The sequence below is a fragment of the Lentzea aerocolonigenes genome (assembly GCF_000974445.1).
Taxonomy (GTDB): Bacteria; Actinomycetota; Actinomycetes; order Mycobacteriales; family Pseudonocardiaceae; genus Lentzea; species Lentzea aerocolonigenes.
This window is the reverse complement of sequence record NZ_BBOJ01000014.1, coordinates 153992-170504: the sequence shown is the minus strand read 5'-3', so window position 1 is coordinate 170504 and position 16513 is coordinate 153992. Positions and strand designations below refer to the sequence as shown.

At 68.9% G+C, this 16513-nt stretch carries 14 protein-coding genes and 1 riboswitch; of the genes, 3 read left to right on the top strand and 11 right to left on the bottom strand.

Annotated elements, in window-relative coordinates; all coding sequences use genetic code 11:
* The first annotated feature begins 49 nt into the window (after positions 1–49).
* Both AOM45_RS26355 and pth read left to right on the top strand, forming a co-directional pair.
* Positions 50–556, top strand: coding sequence for a DivIVA domain-containing protein (locus AOM45_RS26355; protein ID WP_236703833.1), 507 nt, complete (start codon positions 50–52; stop codon positions 554–556).
* The gene (gene pth / locus AOM45_RS26350) at positions 546–1109 is read left to right on the top strand and encodes an aminoacyl-tRNA hydrolase (RefSeq protein WP_030467619.1); all 564 of its coding nucleotides are present in this window, start codon (positions 546–548) and stop codon (positions 1107–1109) included. The genes AOM45_RS26355 and pth overlap by 11 nt, the downstream gene beginning before the upstream one ends.
* A gap of 131 nt (positions 1110–1240) precedes the next feature.
* On the opposite strand, the gene AOM45_RS26345 is transcribed toward pth, so the two are convergent.
* Complete coding sequence (locus tag AOM45_RS26345) at positions 1241–2854, bottom strand: fatty acyl-AMP ligase (protein WP_030467620.1); 1614 nt, start codon at positions 2852–2854, stop codon at positions 1241–1243.
* 100 nt (positions 2855–2954) lie between these two features.
* On the opposite strand from AOM45_RS26345, the gene AOM45_RS53665 reads away from it, so the two are divergent.
* Positions 2955–4244: a DivIVA domain-containing protein gene (locus tag AOM45_RS53665; RefSeq protein WP_304607982.1), complete on the top strand. Its 1290-nt coding sequence runs from the start codon at positions 2955–2957 to the stop codon at positions 4242–4244.
* Positions 4245–4289: 45 nt separating this feature from the next.
* On the opposite strand, the gene AOM45_RS26335 is transcribed toward AOM45_RS53665, so the two are convergent.
* The 10 genes from AOM45_RS26335 to metG all read right to left on the bottom strand — a co-directional run bounded on the left by AOM45_RS26335 (position 4290) and on the right by metG (position 16500).
* On the bottom strand, positions 4290–6062 hold the full coding sequence (locus AOM45_RS26335) for an ABC-F family ATP-binding cassette domain-containing protein (RefSeq protein WP_030467621.1): 1773 nt from the start codon (positions 6060–6062) through the stop codon (positions 4290–4292).
* A gap of 43 nt (positions 6063–6105) precedes the next feature.
* Positions 6106–7110 carry a hypothetical protein gene (locus AOM45_RS26330; RefSeq protein WP_030467622.1) on the bottom strand — a complete coding sequence of 335 codons (1005 nt, stop codon included), beginning with the start codon at positions 7108–7110 and terminating at the stop codon, positions 6106–6108.
* Between the two features lie 106 nt (positions 7111–7216).
* Positions 7217–8182 carry a 4-(cytidine 5'-diphospho)-2-C-methyl-D-erythritol kinase gene (locus AOM45_RS26325; RefSeq protein ID WP_174517931.1) on the bottom strand — a complete coding sequence of 322 codons (966 nt, stop codon included), beginning with the start codon at positions 8180–8182 and terminating at the stop codon, positions 7217–7219.
* Between the two features lie 54 nt (positions 8183–8236).
* The gene (locus AOM45_RS26320) at positions 8237–9028 is read right to left on the bottom strand and encodes a MetQ/NlpA family ABC transporter substrate-binding protein (protein WP_030467624.1); all 792 of its coding nucleotides are present in this window, start codon (positions 9026–9028) and stop codon (positions 8237–8239) included.
* 92 nt (positions 9029–9120) lie between these two features.
* Positions 9121–9804, bottom strand: a complete 684-nt coding sequence (locus tag AOM45_RS26315; protein WP_030467625.1) for a methionine ABC transporter permease — start codon at positions 9802–9804, stop codon at positions 9121–9123.
* Complete coding sequence (locus AOM45_RS26310; RefSeq protein WP_030467626.1) at positions 9801–10799, bottom strand: methionine ABC transporter ATP-binding protein; 999 nt, start codon at positions 10797–10799, stop codon at positions 9801–9803. Before AOM45_RS26310 ends, AOM45_RS26315 begins: the two co-directional genes overlap by 4 nt.
* 210 nt (positions 10800–11009) lie before the next feature.
* A riboswitch (SAM riboswitch) is annotated at positions 11010–11103 on the bottom strand.
* 88 nt (positions 11104–11191) lie between these two features.
* Positions 11192–12022, bottom strand: coding sequence for a 16S rRNA (adenine(1518)-N(6)/adenine(1519)-N(6))-dimethyltransferase RsmA (rsmA, locus tag AOM45_RS26305; protein ID WP_035910272.1), 831 nt, complete (start codon positions 12020–12022; stop codon positions 11192–11194).
* 154 nt (positions 12023–12176) lie between these two features.
* Complete coding sequence (locus AOM45_RS53660; RefSeq protein ID WP_035910238.1) at positions 12177–13586, bottom strand: resuscitation-promoting factor; 1410 nt, start codon at positions 13584–13586, stop codon at positions 12177–12179.
* A gap of 302 nt (positions 13587–13888) precedes the next feature.
* Positions 13889–14713, bottom strand: a complete 825-nt coding sequence (locus tag AOM45_RS26295) for a TatD family hydrolase (protein ID WP_030467629.1) — start codon at positions 14711–14713, stop codon at positions 13889–13891.
* Positions 14710–16500, bottom strand: coding sequence for a methionine--tRNA ligase (metG, locus tag AOM45_RS26290; protein ID WP_030467630.1), 1791 nt, complete (start codon positions 16498–16500; stop codon positions 14710–14712). The genes AOM45_RS26295 and metG overlap by 4 nt, the downstream gene beginning before the upstream one ends.
* Positions 16501–16513 lie beyond the last annotated feature (13 nt).

The following is a 16513-nucleotide window of genomic DNA, read 5'->3' as shown; positions in this document are numbered from 1 at the left end:
GGGCCGGACAAACGGCGCGCCACCTCCTCACGAGGGGGGCGGCGCGCCGTTGCAGTACCTGCGTCCGAACGAGGTGCGGTCCAAGACGTTCCGCCGCAAGAAGCAGGGCTACGACCCGGGCCAGGTCAACGAGTTCCTGCTGATCATCGCCGACGCCCTGGCCGGTCGCATCCGCCTGAACCCGGACCACGTGCGCACCGTCAGGTTCGCCACGGTCCCGAACGGCTACGACCCGCTGAGCGTCGACGGCGTCCTGCACGTCCTGGAGCTCCAGGTCCGCAACGGCATCATCCTGCCGACCGGCCTGAACACCGGCGAGGACCTGCACGCGCGCAAGCTGCCGAAGTCCGGCACCGGATACGATCGAGCCGAAGTCGACGCCTTCATCGCCCGCGCCGCGGCCAACCTGGACGGCCGGGGTGCGATGACCTCCACCGAGGTCCGCAACACCCGGTTCAGCACCACGTCCGGCCTGCTGGGCAAGGGATACCAGGTGCAGGCCGTGGACGCGTTGCTGGACGACCTCGAGCAGGAGTTGCGGTTCCGTGGACGATGACCTCGCCCTGATCGTCGGCCTGGGCAACCCTGGCCCCAAGTACGAGGGCAACCGCCACAACATCGGCTTCCTGGTCCTCGACGAACTGGCCGCCCGCATGAGCGGCAAGTTCAAGGCCCACAAGTCCGGCGCCGAGATCGTCGAGGGCCGCCTGAGCGGCCACCGCGTCGTCCTCGCCAAGCCCCGCAGCTTCATGAACCTCTCCGGCGGCCCGGTGGCGAGCGCCGTGAAGTTCTTCAAGCCCACCACCATCGTCGTGATCCACGACGAGCTGGACCTCCCGTTCGCCGCCATCCGCATGAAGCTCGGCGGCGGCGACAACGGCCACAACGGACTCCGCTCCATCACGAAGTCCCTGGGCACCAAGGACTACCACCGCGTCCGCTTCGGCGTGGACCGCCCGCCGGGCCGCCAGGACCCCGCGGACTACGTCCTGAAGGACTTCTCCACGGTGGAGCGCAAGCAGCTCGCGCTGGAGATCGGCAGGGCGGCGGACGCGACCGAGGCCCTCGTGACCAAGGGCCTGGAAGCCGCGCAAAACGCCTTCCACTGAGCCGTGGGGTCGTGGCACGACCAATGTGCCGCGGTAAGCCCGCAGGCGGCTTGTGGGGCCCAGCCACCACACTGTCCGGGTGCCCTGGCCGGCGCGACTGCCGCTGAGATTTGCGCCGGCCAGAGACCCCGCTAGACCAGCGCGGCCGCCGCCGACCGCCGCAGCTTCCCGGAAGGCGTCTTCGGCAACGTCCCCGGCGGGTGCACCACCACCGCGAACGGCCGCAGCCCAACGGCGTCGACCACCCGCGCGGTCACTTCCTTCACCAGTGACTTCTCCGCCTCGGCGTCTCCGGCCAGCTTCGACTCCAGCACCACGGCGAACCGCTCGCGCTGCGTGCCCGCGTCCAGCCGGACTGCCACCGCGTTGCCCGCCCGCACGCCGTCGACCGAGCAGGCGGCACGCTCCACATCGGTCGGATAGATGTTCCGGCCGCCCATGATGATGACGTCCTTGCGCCGCCCGCAGACGACGACCTGCCCGTCCTCCACCAGGTACCCGATGTCGCCTGTGGACAGCCACCCCTCAGCGTCCTGAGTGGCCAGAGGGCCGGAAACAGTCAGGTAGCCCGGTGTCACGGCCTCACCACGGATCTGCAGCTCTCCGACGTCGCGGACGCCCAGCACGGCACCGGAGTCCGAGACCACCCGCAGCTCCAGGCCGGGCAACGGCGGCCCCAGCAACGGGAACGCGCGTCCCTCGGCGGAAGGCACGGCACGTCGGTCGGCCTCGACGGCGTCCGCGTCCACGACGTCCACGGACAGGCCCGTGAACAGCGGCGCGAAAGCCACACCCAGGGTGGTCTCGGCCATCCCGTACGCCGCCAGGATCGACTCGGGTCGCAGCCCGAACCGTGCTCCGGCCGACACGAAGGCCTCCACCGCGGCCGGGTCGATCGGCTCGGCCCCGTTCAGCGCCAGTCGCATCGAGGAAAGATCGAAAGTGTCCGAAGAGGAGGCCAGGCGCCGGGCCACGATCGCGTAGGCGAAGTTCGGCGCGGCGGTGATCGTCCCGCGGTACCGGGTGATCAGGTCCGCCCACAGGGTCGGGCGCGACAGGAAGTCGACCGGGGTGACCTTCACCAATTCCAGGCCGAACAGCATCGGCACGGTGAGAAAGCCCACCATCCCCATGTCGTGGAACAAGGGCAGCCAGGAAATCATCACGTCAGAGGACGGATCCAGCGCGGCCGCGATCCGCATTCCCTCTGCGTTCGCCATCAGATTGCGGTGGGTGATGCGAACGGCTTTCGGATCCGCCGTCGATCCACTCGTCAACTGCAGCAGTGCCGTGGCATCCTCGGGGGTGGGAACAGGGTGAGCGATCGGCTCCGCGTCGAGTTCGGACAGCTTGCGATAGGGGATTCCGTGCTGGTCCAGCACGGGAGCCAACGCGTCGAAGGGGCTGCCGAGCAGGACCAGACGAGAGTCGATCATGGCGAGCACCCGCAGCGTGTCCTCGGCCCACTCGGCCAGGTCGGTGCGTGGTGTGGGTTGATGCAACATCGTGACGCTGCCGCCGCACAGCCACGCGGCCTGCACGGCTGGGGCGATCACGGCTGGTTCGGCGGCGAGCACTGCGATCGCGGTACCCGGCGCCACGTCGAGCGCACCGGCCATCCGCCGGGCGCGTTCGTGCACCTCGGCCCAGGTCCGGCGGACGGGTGCGGCGGGTTCCCCCGTCGTCATGCCCCTGTCCCGGCCGTTGGCGGCCGTCGCCAGCATCACATCCACGAACTGACTCATGTTCGCGATCGTAGTGGCGGCCTTTGGTCCATCAGGACGAAACGTTATGCCACGCGAAACGCGATACTCCCCAGTACAGGTACGCAGGAGGAGGTCATTGGTGGATCGGGGCGGCCCCGGAGCGCAGCATCGTCTGCCCGCGCATCCGGCACCTCTGCTCTCCGCACAGGACGTGGCCGTGGTCGCGTTCCACCGTCCCCCGAGGGGACAACGCGGATACGACGCGGCTGAGGTGGACGCATTTCTCGACCGTGTCGAGGCAACCATGCGCAGCAGGGACATCCTCACGCGCGAGGACGTGCTCAACGTCAAGTTCAGCACGGCTACCCGTGATCCTGGCTACGACGTGAACGAGGTCAACGTCTTCATGGAGCTCGTGGCCGACACGTTGCGGTCCACTCCGCAACGTCAGCAGGCCACGGCGCCCGCCCAGGGCGCGCACGCCACGTCCCAGGCGCTGAGACCCGCGGTGCGGCTGTCGCCCGACGACGTCGCCGCCGTGCGCTTCCACAAGCCCAGACCTGGGACCCGCGGCTACCACGAGGGCCAGATCGACGCGTTCCTCGACCGCATCGAGAACACGCTGCGCGGCAAGGACAACCTGACCGCCCAGCAGATCCAGGACGCCGTGTTCGGCGAGACCGCGCCCGGCACGTTCGGCTACGACGAAGAAGACGTCGACACGTTCCTCGACCTCGTCGTGCTGATGTTCGAAACCGCACCACCGCCGCGTCAGGCCCCGCCGACGACGCAGCTGCCGCAGCAACAGCAACGGCCTCAGCAGCGCCGTCCACAGCCGCCGCCACGCCCCCAGCAGCAGCCACCGGTGCAGCAGCCCGCGACTCCAAGGTCCGTCGAGTCACCGAAGCTGACCGCCGCGGACATCCGCAACGTCGCGTTCCACCGTCCTCCCCGCGGCCGCCGCGGCTACCAGGAGTCCCAGGTGGACGCGTTCCTCGACCGCATCGAGGCGACGCTGCTCGGCCAGGACAACCTCACCGGCAAGGACATCCGCGACGTCCGGTTCTCCCGTCCGCTCATCGGACGGCGCGGCTACGACGAGACCGAGGTGGACGCGTTCCTCGGCCAGATCGAGCAGCAGCTCTCCGGACCGGTGCGCAGCATGCCGACGGTCAAGTCGTGGAAGGACCTGCGCCAGCTGCGCATCCCGCAGGCAGCGGCCGGCCAGCGCGGCTACCGCACCGCGCAGGTCGACCGGATGCTGGAGGAGATCGGCGTCGCACTCGACGGCATGCTGGGCGCCACCTCGGAAGAGGTCATGAAGGCGCGCTTCAGCTACGCGCTGCTCTCCGGCCAGGGCTACGACACGTCGTTCATCGACGAACTGCTCCCCCAGCTAGCGAACGAACTGCGCCGCCGCGGTCGATGAAGGGCGCCTTCATCCACCTCACGTGGATGAAGGCGCCCTTCGTCGTCAGCCCTCGACCACCTCGGCCGCGGCCATCCAGGCGGCCTCGACGTCGGACTCCTCCGCCAGCACGGCGCGGAGCTCGGCGTCGAGCTTCAGCAGCCGGTCGGGATCGGTCGCGGCCTCGGCCAGCGCGGCGTGCAGCTCGGCTTCCTTCTTGTGCAGCACCTCGAGGCGCCGCTCCAGCCGTGCCAGCTCCTTGCGGGCGGCGCGCTGGTCCGCGGCGTTCGACGGCGCCTTGTCCACGGCCGGGGAGGCAGCGGCGTTCTCCCTGTCGCGCAACGAGTCGCGGCGCTTGAGGTACTCGTCGATCCCGCCGGGCAGGTCGGTCAGCCCGCCGTCGCCGAACAACGCCACGACCTTGTCGCACACGCGCTCGACGAGGTACCGGTCGTGCGAGATCACCACGAGCGTGCCAGGCCACGAGTCGAGCAGATCTTCCAGCTGCTGCAACGTGTCGATGTCCAGGTCGTTCGTCGGCTCGTCGAGCAGCAGCACGTTCGGCTCTGCCATCAGCAACCGGCACAGCTGCAACCGCCGCCGTTCGCCACCGGACAGGTCCGAGACGGGCGTCCACTGCTTCTGCGACGAGAACCCGAACCGCTCGCCCAGCTGCGACGCCGACATCTCGTACTTGCCCAGGACAACGCGCCGCGCGACCTCCTCGATCGCCTCCAGCACGCGCATCGACCCGTCGAGGTCGAGCAGCTCCTGCGAGAGGTGCGCGATCTTCACGGTCTGGCCCTGGATCCGCTTGCCCGTCTCGGGTTCGCGCTCCCCCGCCAGCAACCGCAGCAACGTCGTCTTGCCGGAACCGTTGACGCCGACCAGACCGATCCGCTCACCCGGGCCGATGCGCCACGTCAGGTCGCGCACCAGCACGCGGTCCGGAATGGACAGTGTGGTGTCCTCGAGCTCGATCACCGTGCGGCCCAGGCGCTTCTTCGCGAACGCGAGCAGCTCCACGTTGTCCCGCGGCGCCGGCACGTCCGCGATCAACGCCTCGGCGGCCTCGATCCGGTAGCGCGGCTTCGAGGTCCGCGCGGGCGCGCCCCGGCGCAGCCACGCGAGCTCCTTGCGCGCCAGGTTCTGCCGCTTCTCCTCCGCCGCGTCCGCGAGCCGCTGCCGCTCGGCGCGCGCGAAGATCCAGTCGGCGTACCCGCCCTCGTACTGCTCGACCTTGCCCTGCACCACTTCCCACGTGCGGTTGCAGACGGTGTCGAGGAACCACCGGTCGTGGGTGACGACGACGAGCGCGCACTTGCGGGACAGCAGGTGTTCCGCGAGCCACCGCACGCCCTCGACGTCCAGGTGGTTCGTCGGCTCGTCCAGCACGAGCAGTTCGAGGTCCTGGATCAACGCGGCCGCCAGCGCGACCCGGCGGCGCTCGCCACCGGACATCGTGGAGACCACGGAGTCCAGGCCCAGCGCCGTGATCCCGAGTCCGTCCAAAATGGACCGAACGCGGGCGTCGGCCGCCCACTCGTGCTCCGCGTCGAAGCCGAGCGGGTCGATCACCGCGTTGCGCACGGTCGAGCCCTCCGGCAGCTCGGTCCGCTGCGTCACAACGGCCATCCGCAGATCACGCGACCGCGACACCCGGCCGTCGTCGGCGGTCTCCACTCCGGCCAGCACCTCGAGCAGCGTCGTCTTGCCGCCGCCGTTCAGGCCGACGACACCGATCCGGTCGCCCTCGTTGACGCCGAGCGACACACCGTCGAGCAGCGGCCGGACGCCGAACGACTTCGACACGGACTCCAGGTTGACCAGGTTGGCCATCAAAACCTCACGACTTCGGAAGAAATACCCCGGTGAAGGCTACCTACCAGGGCCAAAGCCCCTGCTCACCAGCCTCGAACAGGGACAAGGCCCACAACGCGTGCTCCCGGTGGCCGTGATGGCGGTACCGGTGTCGCGACACCGACGCCCACTGCGTGTCCCGGTCGCTCAGGTCCCAGACGTGCAGCGGCACGTGCCACGGCAGCGACCAGCTCAGCGGCCGGTCCAGCTGCTGGTCCTCGGTGATGACGAGAACCCGGTCGTGACGGCGGAAGAGGATCCGGAACCGCCGGCGGACGACCCTGTCGAGATCGTTCGAGCGGTGGTGCGGCAGCCTCTCCCTGCGCCAGCGGACGACCTCGACCCGTTCACACCGGCTCGCGGCCAGCTCGACGGTCTGACCGAACTCGTACCGCTCGACCGCGTTGAGGTCGGCCAGCACCAACGTGTGGCCGGCCAGCCGGGGCAGTTCCCGCGCCGGTGCGGGCCGCGGACGTGGCGGCTTCACGTTCTGGGCGTTCCGGTCGTACCGGCGTTCGACGATGGACCTGAACAACGCGGACTGGCGTTCGTCGACCGGCTTGGGGTGCACGCGGTTCAGCACGTCGCCGAACCGGAGTTCCATCCGGGTGCGATCGTCCTCGAGCACCGACTGCTCGGTGTAGAGACGGCGCACGGCGTCGCTGATACCGCGCTTCAGCGGCTTCGGCAACGTCCGGCCGTGGAAGTAGTTCCAGTAGTACAGCAGCCAGGTGGGGTCGAGAGGCTCCACGAGCACGGAGTCGATCACCTGCCGGGACATCCCGTGCTGACCGGCGGCGAGCCGGGCCGCGAGGAACTCGGCGGCACCCGCGTGGGCCGTGTAGGCGAGACCGGCCTCGTGGCGGGCCCAGCGCAGCAGCGCGGCGGTCCAGTCCGGGTGCTCGACGGTGCAGCGGCGAACGAGGTGGACGTAGCGGGCGAGGCGCGCCGCGTAGAGGTTCGGAGGATCACTGACCAGGTCTGACACGACCATCCGGAACAACTCGCGTTGCAGCCTTCTGCCCACGTCGTCTCCCCCGCCCGTGAAAGAACCACGCGTGCCCCGAGGATTCGAGATCGCCCGCGTTCGGGACGCGGGCTTCGCACCGGGGCACGCGTGGCGCCACGGGATCTTAAGCGTGCACCTCGGGCGGAATGGGCTTCGGTTCCTCAGTCGTGATCACCCGCGCACCGGGCACCGGCCCGTGCGCCACGCGAACCGTGCGGCACACGCCCGCGCCGGCGAGCTCAGCGGCCACGCGGACCGCGGTGTCGCCGTCCTCGCACAGGAACGCCGTCGTGGGACCCGAACCGGACACGATTCCCGCCAGCGCGCCCGCGTCCACGCCCGCACGGAGCGTACGGCGCAGGTTCGGCCGCAGCGACACGGCGGCGGCCTGGAGGTCGTTGCCCAGCAACAGGGCCAGCTGGCGGGGGTCCCCTGAGGACAGACCCTCCAACACCGCCTCGACCGCACCCACGCGCGGCGGATCACCCTCTGCGCGCAGGCGGTCCAGCTCGTCGAACACGTCCGGAGTGGACAGTCCACGGCGGTCGAACGCCAGCACCCAGTGGAACTGGTGGCGGCCCAGCACCGGGACGATCCGCTCGCCGCGGCCCGTGCCGAGCGCGGTGGCTCCGTACAGGGCGAAGGGAACGTCGGCGCCGAGCTTGCCGGCCAGCTCGGCCAGCTCGTCGCGGCTGATCTCCAACCGCCACAACGACGACAGGCCCACGAGCGTCGCCGCCGCGTCCGCACTGCCGCCCGCCATGCCTCCCGCGACCGGGATGGCCTTGCGGATGACGACGCGGACCTTCGGGTCGTCGGGGTCCTTGCCCACGTGCGCCGCGAGCAGGCGCACCGCGCGCCAGGCGAGGTTGGACGCTCCGGTCGGCACCTGGTCGGCGCCCTCGCCGTGCACCTCGACGCCGGGTTCGTCCGCGACCGCGACCGTGACCTCGTCGACCAGCGAGAGCGCCTGGAAGATCGTCACCAGGTCGTGGTAGCCGTCCGGGCGCACGTCACCGACGGCCAGGTGCAGGTTGACCTTGGCCGGGACGCGGACCGTGACCGGGGGTGGAACGACTGCGAGCACCATGTCAGCCTACGGGCGTTCTGGAGTTGCGGACTCCTCCCCCGGTCGCAGCGGATCTCACACCGGGATGACCGAACCGTTGAAGGTCTGCTTGATGTAGTCCTTGACCTGCTGCGATCCGAGCAGCTCCGCCAGGTCGCGGATCCGCTTGTCGCCCTTGAGCTCGGTGCGCGTGACCAGGCCGTTCGCGTTCGGGTTGCCCTCGGCCTTCTCCAGCGCGAGCGAGTCCGTCGCCGGCTTGAGGCCCGCGTCGATGGCGTAGTTGCCGTTGATCACCGACGCATCGGTGTCCTCCAGCGAACGCGGCAGCTGAGCGGCCTCCAGGGGCACGAACTGCAGGTTCTTGGGGTTCTCCGCCACGTCGCGAGTGGTCGGCTGGTCCACGGCCTTGAGCTTGATCAGGCCGTTGGCTTCGAGGAGCTTGAGCCCGCGGGCCTCGTTCGTGGCGTCGTTGGCCACGGCGACCTTGGCGTTCTGGGGCAGCTCGTCGAGCTTCTTGGCCTTCTTCGAGTAGAGGCCCAGCGGCTCGACGTGGACGGGCTCGACCCACTCGACCTTGGCGCCACTCTCCTTGGTGAACGTCTCCAGGTACGGGACGGTCTGGAAGTAGTTGGCGTCGAGCGAGCCGTCGACCAGCGCCGTGTTCGGCTGCACGTAGTCGGTGAACTCGACGACCTCGATCTTCAGACCCTTCTGCGACGCGAGGTTGTCGGCCACGTACTTGAGGATCTGGGCGTGCGGGACGGGCGAGACGCCGACCTTGAGCGTGTCCGAGGCGGACGCGCCACCGGACGAGCAAGCGGACAAAACAGTCAAAGCGACCGCGATCAGGGCAGCCTTAATACGCATTTCGTTCCTTTTGAGAGTTCCCAGTAGCTGAGATCTGGGTACGCGGGGCCCCCGCGTACCCGTCTGAGGTACGTGGGGCCCCCGCGTGGCGACTAAACGGAGGCGTGCCTGCGGCGGTCGGAGGCGCGGGCGGCACGGGTGAAACCGAGCTGGATCACGGTCGTGAGCACGGCTAGCCACGCCACGGTGCTCCACAGGATCCGGTCGTTGAAGCGCTGGTAGCCCTCGCGGATCGCGAGGTCGCCGAGGCCGCCACCGCCGATCACGCCCGCCATCGCGGAGTACCCGATGAGGGCGATCACGGTGACGCCGATGGCGTTGATCAGCGCGGGCAGCGACTCGCGGATCAGCACGCTCCTGACGATCCGCAACGTCGAGGCACCGGTGGTGATCGCGGCCTCGACCACGGTCACGTGCACCTCGGACAGGATGTTCTGCACGAGCCGCCCGACGAACGGGATGGCGCCCACGGCCAGCGGCACGATGACCGCCGTGCTGCCGATGGAGCCGCCGACGATCAGGCGGGTGACCGACGTGAGCGCGACGAGCAGCACGATGAACGGCATCGAGCGGCCCAGGTCGGTGACGAAGCTGAGAACGCGGTGCACCGCGGCGTTCGGCCGCAGCCCTCCCTTGGCGGTGAGCTGCAGCCAAACTCCGACGGGAACTCCGAAAACAGTGGCGATGACGGTGGAAACGCCGACCATGTACAGCGTTTCACCGGTGGCTTCGACGAGGTAGCTGACGACGTCGGGCCAGGGTGTAGCAGACCTCACGCAGCTACTCCCTGCGGTCCCTTCAGGGACCTCTGCACCGCACCGCCGGCCTCGCCGATCCACTCGAGCGCGGAGTCGGAGCGCTCGCCGTTCAGGCCGAGGCGGAACCGCGCGACCGGCGTCTCGCCCAGCCGCGTGAGGCCGCCACCGACGATGTTCAGCTCGACGCCGAACCGGTGCGAGGCCTCGGGCAGCAGCGCGCCGACCGCGGCGAACCCGACGAGCACGACGTCCGCGACGCGGTCGTAGGCGTTCTCGTTGATCGGGTTCAGGTCGACGGCGGGCAGCAGCGCGGAGCTCGTGCGGCTGGCGGCGTCACCGACCAGGTCGAGGACCTTGCCGTGCTCGACGACACGGCCCTGCTCCAGCACGGCGACGTCATCGCAGATCTTGCGGACCACGCCCATGTCGTGCGTGACGACGAGCACGGTCACACCGAGCTCAGCGCGCGCACGGTCGAGCACAGTCAGCACGGAACCGGTGGTCTCCGGGTCCAGGGCGCTGGTCGGCTCGTCGGCGAGGAGGACGGACGGGTTCGCGGCGAGCGCACGCGCCACGGCGATGCGCTGACGCTGCCCGCCGGACAGCTGGTCGGGGTACGCGGTGGCCTTGTCGGTGAGGCCGACGAGGTCCAGCAGCTCACCCACGCGGGTGCGGCGCTGCGGCCCGGGAACCCCGGCGCTCTCGAGGGGGAGGGCGACGTTGCCGGCGGCCGTGCGCTGACGGAGGAGCGAATCCCCCTGCGGCACAACGCCGATCTGCCGACGGGCGGCCCGGAGGGCACTTCCGTCAAGGCTCGTGATGTCGGTGCCGTCGACCCGGATCGCACCGGAGTCGGGACGCTCGAGCAGCGCGACGCAGCGCGCGAGCGTCGACTTGCCGGCCCCGCTCGGGCCGACGACGCCGAGCACGGTGCCCGCTTCGACGTCGAGGGTCACGCCGTTCAGGGCGTTGACACCCTGGAAGGACTTGGTGAGGTTTTCGACAGTGATCACTTCTGCTCCACGGCTGCGCGCGACGGCACACCCTTGTGGGGTGCGCGGTCGAGGTTCTGCTCAGGTGTGTGCGCCACTCGTTGACTGAGTGCGCGTCAAAGGACTTTGAGAAGGCGCCTTAGACGAGGTGGCGACGACATGCAGAAGCGGTGCGACGGCACTGGTCGACGACTCGACGGCGCGTCAGCATTCGCGAAGTGCACATGTGATCCTCCATCGGTCCTGGCGTTAGCACCTGCCCGCATCCAGCGGGTGGTTGCTGCGACGTCGTAGAGCCAGGTCTCTCGGTCGCTCCGGATGGCACTTAGCAGTCAACCGGACAGACGTTCGGTTGCGCAAGCCAGATTCGGATTCGTTCGACAGATCACACTGATGGCCGAAAGATCGCCGGGTCAGACCTCGGCGATCCGGACAAAGTCGATCACGCTGAGCTGTTCGCCCCTTTGCTGGGGGTCGATGCCAGCCTTCTGGAGCAGTTCGTCCGCCTGCTCGGCACCGCCGGCCCAGCCCTTGAGGGCGGCCCGCAGCGTCTTGCGGCGCTGGGCGAAGGCAGCGTCGATGATCTCGAACAGACGCTTGCGATCCACTGTGGACAACGGCTTTTCGTGGCGCTGGAACCACACCAGGCCGGAGTCGACGTTCGGCGCGGGCCAGAAGACGTTCTTGCCGATGGAGCCGGCCTTCCTGGCCTCTGCGTACCAGGCGAGCTTGACGCTGGGGACGCCGTAGATCTTGTTGCCGGGCTTGGCGGCCATGCGGTCCGCCACCTCCGCCTGGACCATGACCAGACCCTTCGTGAGGGTGGGGAGCTCGGCGAGGAGGTGGAGAACCACCGGGACCGCGACGTTGTACGGGAGGTTGGCGACGATCGCGGTCGGTTGCGCGGGGAGATCGTCCCAGGTGACCTTCATCGCGTCTTTGAGGACCACGTGCAGCTTGGCCGCGTTCTCCGGGTCCATCTCGTTGACGGTCTGCGGGAGGCGTTGAGCCAGCGGCGGGTCGATCTCCACGGCCACCACCTGCTTGGCGTTGGGGAGCAGGGCCAGGGTCAGGGATCCCAGGCCCGGGCCCACCTCCAGGACGATGTCGTCCTCGGTGAGCTCGGCGGCAGTGACGATCTTGCGGACCGTGTTGGGGTCGTGGACGAAGTTCTGGCCCAGCTTCTTGGTCGGGCGGATACCCAGCTCTTCGGCTAGGCGGCGGACTTCGGCGGGTCCCAGCAGGCTCACTCGGGCATTGTCGCAGGTCGGGATTTGTGGAGTGCGTGGTGCTGTCGTGGTGGGCTTGAGCAGGTCGGCTCGCCCTCTCCTGCCCCGAAAACGGCGATGGCCGCCCCCGGCGAACCAGGAGCGGCCATCGGCCGAGTCAGGTGCGGGCTTACGGCAGGCCCAGCTTCGCGCGGCAGCCCGGCCACGCCGAGTACGTGCCGCCGCGGCCGTCGCGCAGCTTGGTGGCCACCGCGATCTGCTGTTCGCGGGTCGCCTGGTGCGGGAGCGGGGCGTAGGCCTGGCCGCCGTACGCGCGCCAGGTGCCCGCGTCGAACTGGAGGCCGCCGTAGTAGCCGTTGCCCGTGTTGATGGCCCAGTTGCCGCCCGCCTCGCACTTGGCCAGGCGGTCCCAGACCTCGCCGTCGGGGAGGGGCTTGGTGCCCACGGTGATCTTCTTGGGCTTCGGCTCCTTGGTGACCTTGCCGCCGATCTTCTCGCGGCTGATTTCCTTGCCGTTCTTCACCGTCACGCGGTAGGTCGAGATCTGCTCGCCGGCCTCGCCCGGGTCGGTGACCTTCTGCTCGCCCGCGTTCATGTTCGGGTCGTTGGTCTTCTCGACCGGCGGGGCGACGGGCTCGTTCACGTTGATGACCGTGACGCCGGTGCGCGAGATGTAGACCTCGGCGCCGGTCGCGAGCTTCACGTCGGTGCCCGAGGCGACCGCGTCCTCGGGGCCGAGGGAGAGGTTCTCGTTCTTCAGGAGCTCGTCGACGGTGACCGCGGTCGTCTGGACCTCGCGGACCGGGTTCGCGCCGTCGAACAGCTTGATGTTCTTGCGGGTCTTGACCTCGAGGTTCATGCCCTCGAGCGGGATGTCCTGGGTGCCGGGGGCGGAGAACCACGCGCCCTCGGTCGGCACGCCCATCTGCTTCGCGGCCTCTTCGACCGTGACCGAGCGGACCCAGTCCTCGCGGGCCTGGCCGTCGACGCTCATCTTGAGCAGGCGGCCGCGGTCGAGGCTGATCTTGCCGCCGTCGGAGATCGGGGTGTTGAGCGACGGGGACAGCGCGTCGTGCTCGCCGACCTTGATGCCCTCTTCTTCGAGGACCTCGCCGACCGTGCCCTCGTACGAGTGGACGGTCTGCAGCGCACCGTCGACCTCGACGGTCAGCGACTTGTCCATCGCCATCGCGGTCACGCCGCCGCCGGAGATCGAGACGAGCACCGCGGCGACCGCGCCCTTGAGGAAGCGGCGCTTCCAGGACGAGACGGCCGTGACGAGCAGCTGCGGGTCGTTCTTCTCCTCTTCCTCCGACGGGAGGACGAGGGGCGGCATGATCGTCGTCTCGGCGTTGATGAGCCGGATCAGCTCGTCGACGTCGACGTTCGCGGTGGCGAGCAGCTCGTCGGCGTCCGGACCGAGCACCTCGAGCACGTCCGCGGGCGAGATGGTCAGCGCACCGGCGGGAAAGCTCGGGTGGGGGTCAACGACTCCGACCGCGGTGCCCCCGACCGGCGTGAACCAGTCGGTGTCCTCGTTGAAGTCGTACGGAGCGGCAGTTCTGTCGCTTCCAGACAAGGGTCGATACCTCCATTGCGGAAGCTCGAGGCCACCGCACAGTTGGCGCTGCAAAGATCATTCGAGGGTTGAGCTCGAAGGTTCCCGGCAACTCCTCCTACGTGGTCTCGCTTCTTCGCGCTTCTGGCTCCGGTCCCGCCCCGACTGCGGGCGTGCTCCGAACCGACTGGGTCGGTCCAGGTGGCACGGTCACGGGACAGTAACGGGGTCGCGCACGTTGCGCAAACACCCCCGCCAATGTTGTGACCTCAGTCACCCCATGGGGGTAGTAACCCTTTGCTCCGTTCGCTCTAAGTCGCATTTCAGTAGCCAAGCCCGAACACTCGTTGAGCAGTACGGGTGACAGCGGCACAGAGTTCAGAAAGATCTTCGCCACGGAGCGTGGCCAAATCCCGAACTGTGTAATTCACACAATAGGGTTCGTTTGGGCGTCCACGGTACGGATGGGGCGTCAGGAACGGCGCGTCCGTCTCCACCAGGAGCTGATCTTGCGGCACCAGCTGGGCCGCCTCCCGCAGCGCGCGGGCGTTCTTGAACGTCACCGGGCCCGCGAACGACAGCACGTACCCCGCGTCGACGCACCGCCGGGCGAAGTCCGCGTCACCCGAGAAGCAGTGGAAGACCACAGTGGACGGTGCGCCCTCGGCCTCCAGCACCTTGAGGATGTCCTCGTGCGCGTCCCGGTCGTGGATCATCAACGGCTTCCCGACGCGCTTGGAAAGGTCGATGTGCCAACGGAAAGCCTCGTGCTGCGCGGCCGGCGGCGAGTAGTCCCAGTAGTAGTCGAGACCGGTCTCGCCGATCGCGACCACGCGAGGCAGAACGGCCAGCCGCTCCAGCTCCGCCTTCTCGGCGTCGCCGAACGAGGCGGTGCGCGTCGGGTGCACGGCCACCGCCGCGTAGACCCGCGGGTCCCAAGTGGACGCCTCGGCGGCCCACTGCGCGGCGGCGAGATCGTCCGCCACGGTGATCACGTGCGAGACCCCGGCCGCCTGAGCCCGGTCCAGCAGCACCGCCACATCGGCGGCGTCGACGGCCCCACACGCGTCGAGGTGCGTGTGGGCGTCGATCACCGGTGCCGGAAGAGCTTCCGGCACCGGCGGTCGTTCACGCTTCTCGGACGTCACTTGACGATCGGAGCCCACTCGGGACCGACGTCGCCCAGTTCCGGGTCCAGCTTCGCGAACAGCGGCGACGGCTTCTGCAGCGGACGGCCGACCTCGATCGGCGTCGACTCCCAGCGAGCCTGTTCACCGGCGTAGTCACCGGTCAGCACCGGGTACGAGCGGTCCGGCACGTCCAGGTCGGTGACCTCGTCCATCGACGGCTGTGCGGCCCACACGCCCGTGCCGCCCAACGCCTCGTGCACCTTCTGCGCCGAGTGCGGCAGGAACGGCGTCATCAGCGTGTTCGCGTCCTGCACGACCTGCAACGCGGTGTGCAGCACCGAGTCGCGGCGGTCCGGGTCGTCCTTGAGCTTCCACGGCTCCTGGTCGGACAGGTACTTGTTCGCCGCGGAGATCACGCGCATGGCCTCACCGGAGGCCTGCTTGAACCGCGACCGGCGCAGGTGCGCGCCGACCGTCTCGAACGCCGCCTTGGACTGCGCGAGCAGCTCGTGGTCGGCAGGGGTCAGCGCAGTCGCCTTCGGGATCGCGCCGACGTTCTTGTGCGCCATCGAGACCGAGCGGTTGACCAGGTTGCCCCACTCGTTCGCCAGCTCGAAGTTCGTCCGGCGGACGAACTCCTCCCAGGTGAAGTCGGTGTCCTGGTTCTCGGGACCCGCGACGGAGATGAAGTACCGCAGCGCGTCCGGCCCGAACTCCTTGAGGAAGTCGCCGACGTAGATCACGGTGCCGCGCGAGGTGGAGAACTTCGAGCCGCTCATCGTCAGGTACTCCGACGACACGACCTCCGTCGGCAGGTTCAGCGTGCCGAACCGGCCGGGCTCACCGCCCTTGTCGCCCGCGCCGTTCTGCCCGAGCAGCAGCGACGGCCAGATCAGCGAGTGGAAGACGATGTTGTCCTTGCCCATGAAGTAGTAGCCCTGGGCATCACCCGTCCAGAACTCCTTCCACGCATCCGGGTCGCCGGTGCGCCGAGCCCACTCGACGGAAGCCGAGAGGTACCCGATCACGGCGTCGAACCACACGTAGAACCGCTTCATCGGCTGGTCGCTCCACCCGTCGAGCGGGATCGGCACACCCCAGTCGAGGTCGCGGGTGATGGCGCGCGGCCGCAGGTCCTTGATCAGGTTCTGCGAGAACTTGAGCACGTTCGGACGCCACTCGGTCCGCGTGCCCATCCACGAGCCCAGCGACTCGATGAACGACGGCAGGTCGAGGAACAGGTGCTCGGTCTCGACGAACTTCGGCGTCTCCCCGTTGATCCGCGAGCGCGGGTTCTTCAGGTCGATCGGGTCGAGCTGGTTGCCGCAGTTGTCGCACTGGTCGCCGCGCGCGCCGTCGTACCCGCAGATCGGGCAGGTGCCCTCGATGAAGCGGTCGGGCAGCGTCCGGCCGGTCGACGGGCTGATCGCGCCCATCTCGACCTTGGGGATGACGTAGCCGTTCTTCCACAACGCGGAGAACAGGTCCTGCACGACCTGGTAGTGGTTGCCGGTGGTCGTGCGGGTGAAGAGGTCGTAGGAGAGGCCGAGGCCCTGGAGGTCGGACGCGATCACACGGTTGTACTTGTCGGCGAGCTCACGCGCGGTGAGCCCTTCCTTCTCGGCCTGCACCTGGATGGGTGTGCCGTGCTCGTCCGTGCCGCTGACCATGAGCACCCGGTGTCCGGACATTCGCATGTAGCGGGAGAAGACGTCGGACGGGACACCGAAACCGGAGACATGACCGATGTGCCGGGGGCCATTGGCGTAAGGCCAGGCCACCGCGGTCAGTACGGAGGCACTCATGCGCATAGCCTAC

Coding starts and splice junctions, on each gene's coding strand:
- AOM45_RS26345 (WP_030467620.1), bottom strand. CDS start 2,854: ATGAGTCAGTTCGTGGATGTGATGCTGGCGACGGCCGCCAACGGCCGG.
- AOM45_RS26335 (WP_030467621.1), bottom strand. CDS start 6,062: ATGGCCAACCTGGTCAACCTGGAGTCCGTGTCGAAGTCGTTCGGCGTC.
- AOM45_RS26325 (WP_174517931.1), bottom strand. CDS start 8,182: ATGGTGCTCGCAGTCGTTCCACCCCCGGTCACGGTCCGCGTCCCGGCC.
- AOM45_RS26320 (WP_030467624.1), bottom strand. CDS start 9,028: ATGCGTATTAAGGCTGCCCTGATCGCGGTCGCTTTGACTGTTTTGTCC.
- metG (WP_030467630.1), bottom strand. CDS start 16,500: ATGAGTGCCTCCGTACTGACCGCGGTGGCCTGGCCTTACGCCAATGGC.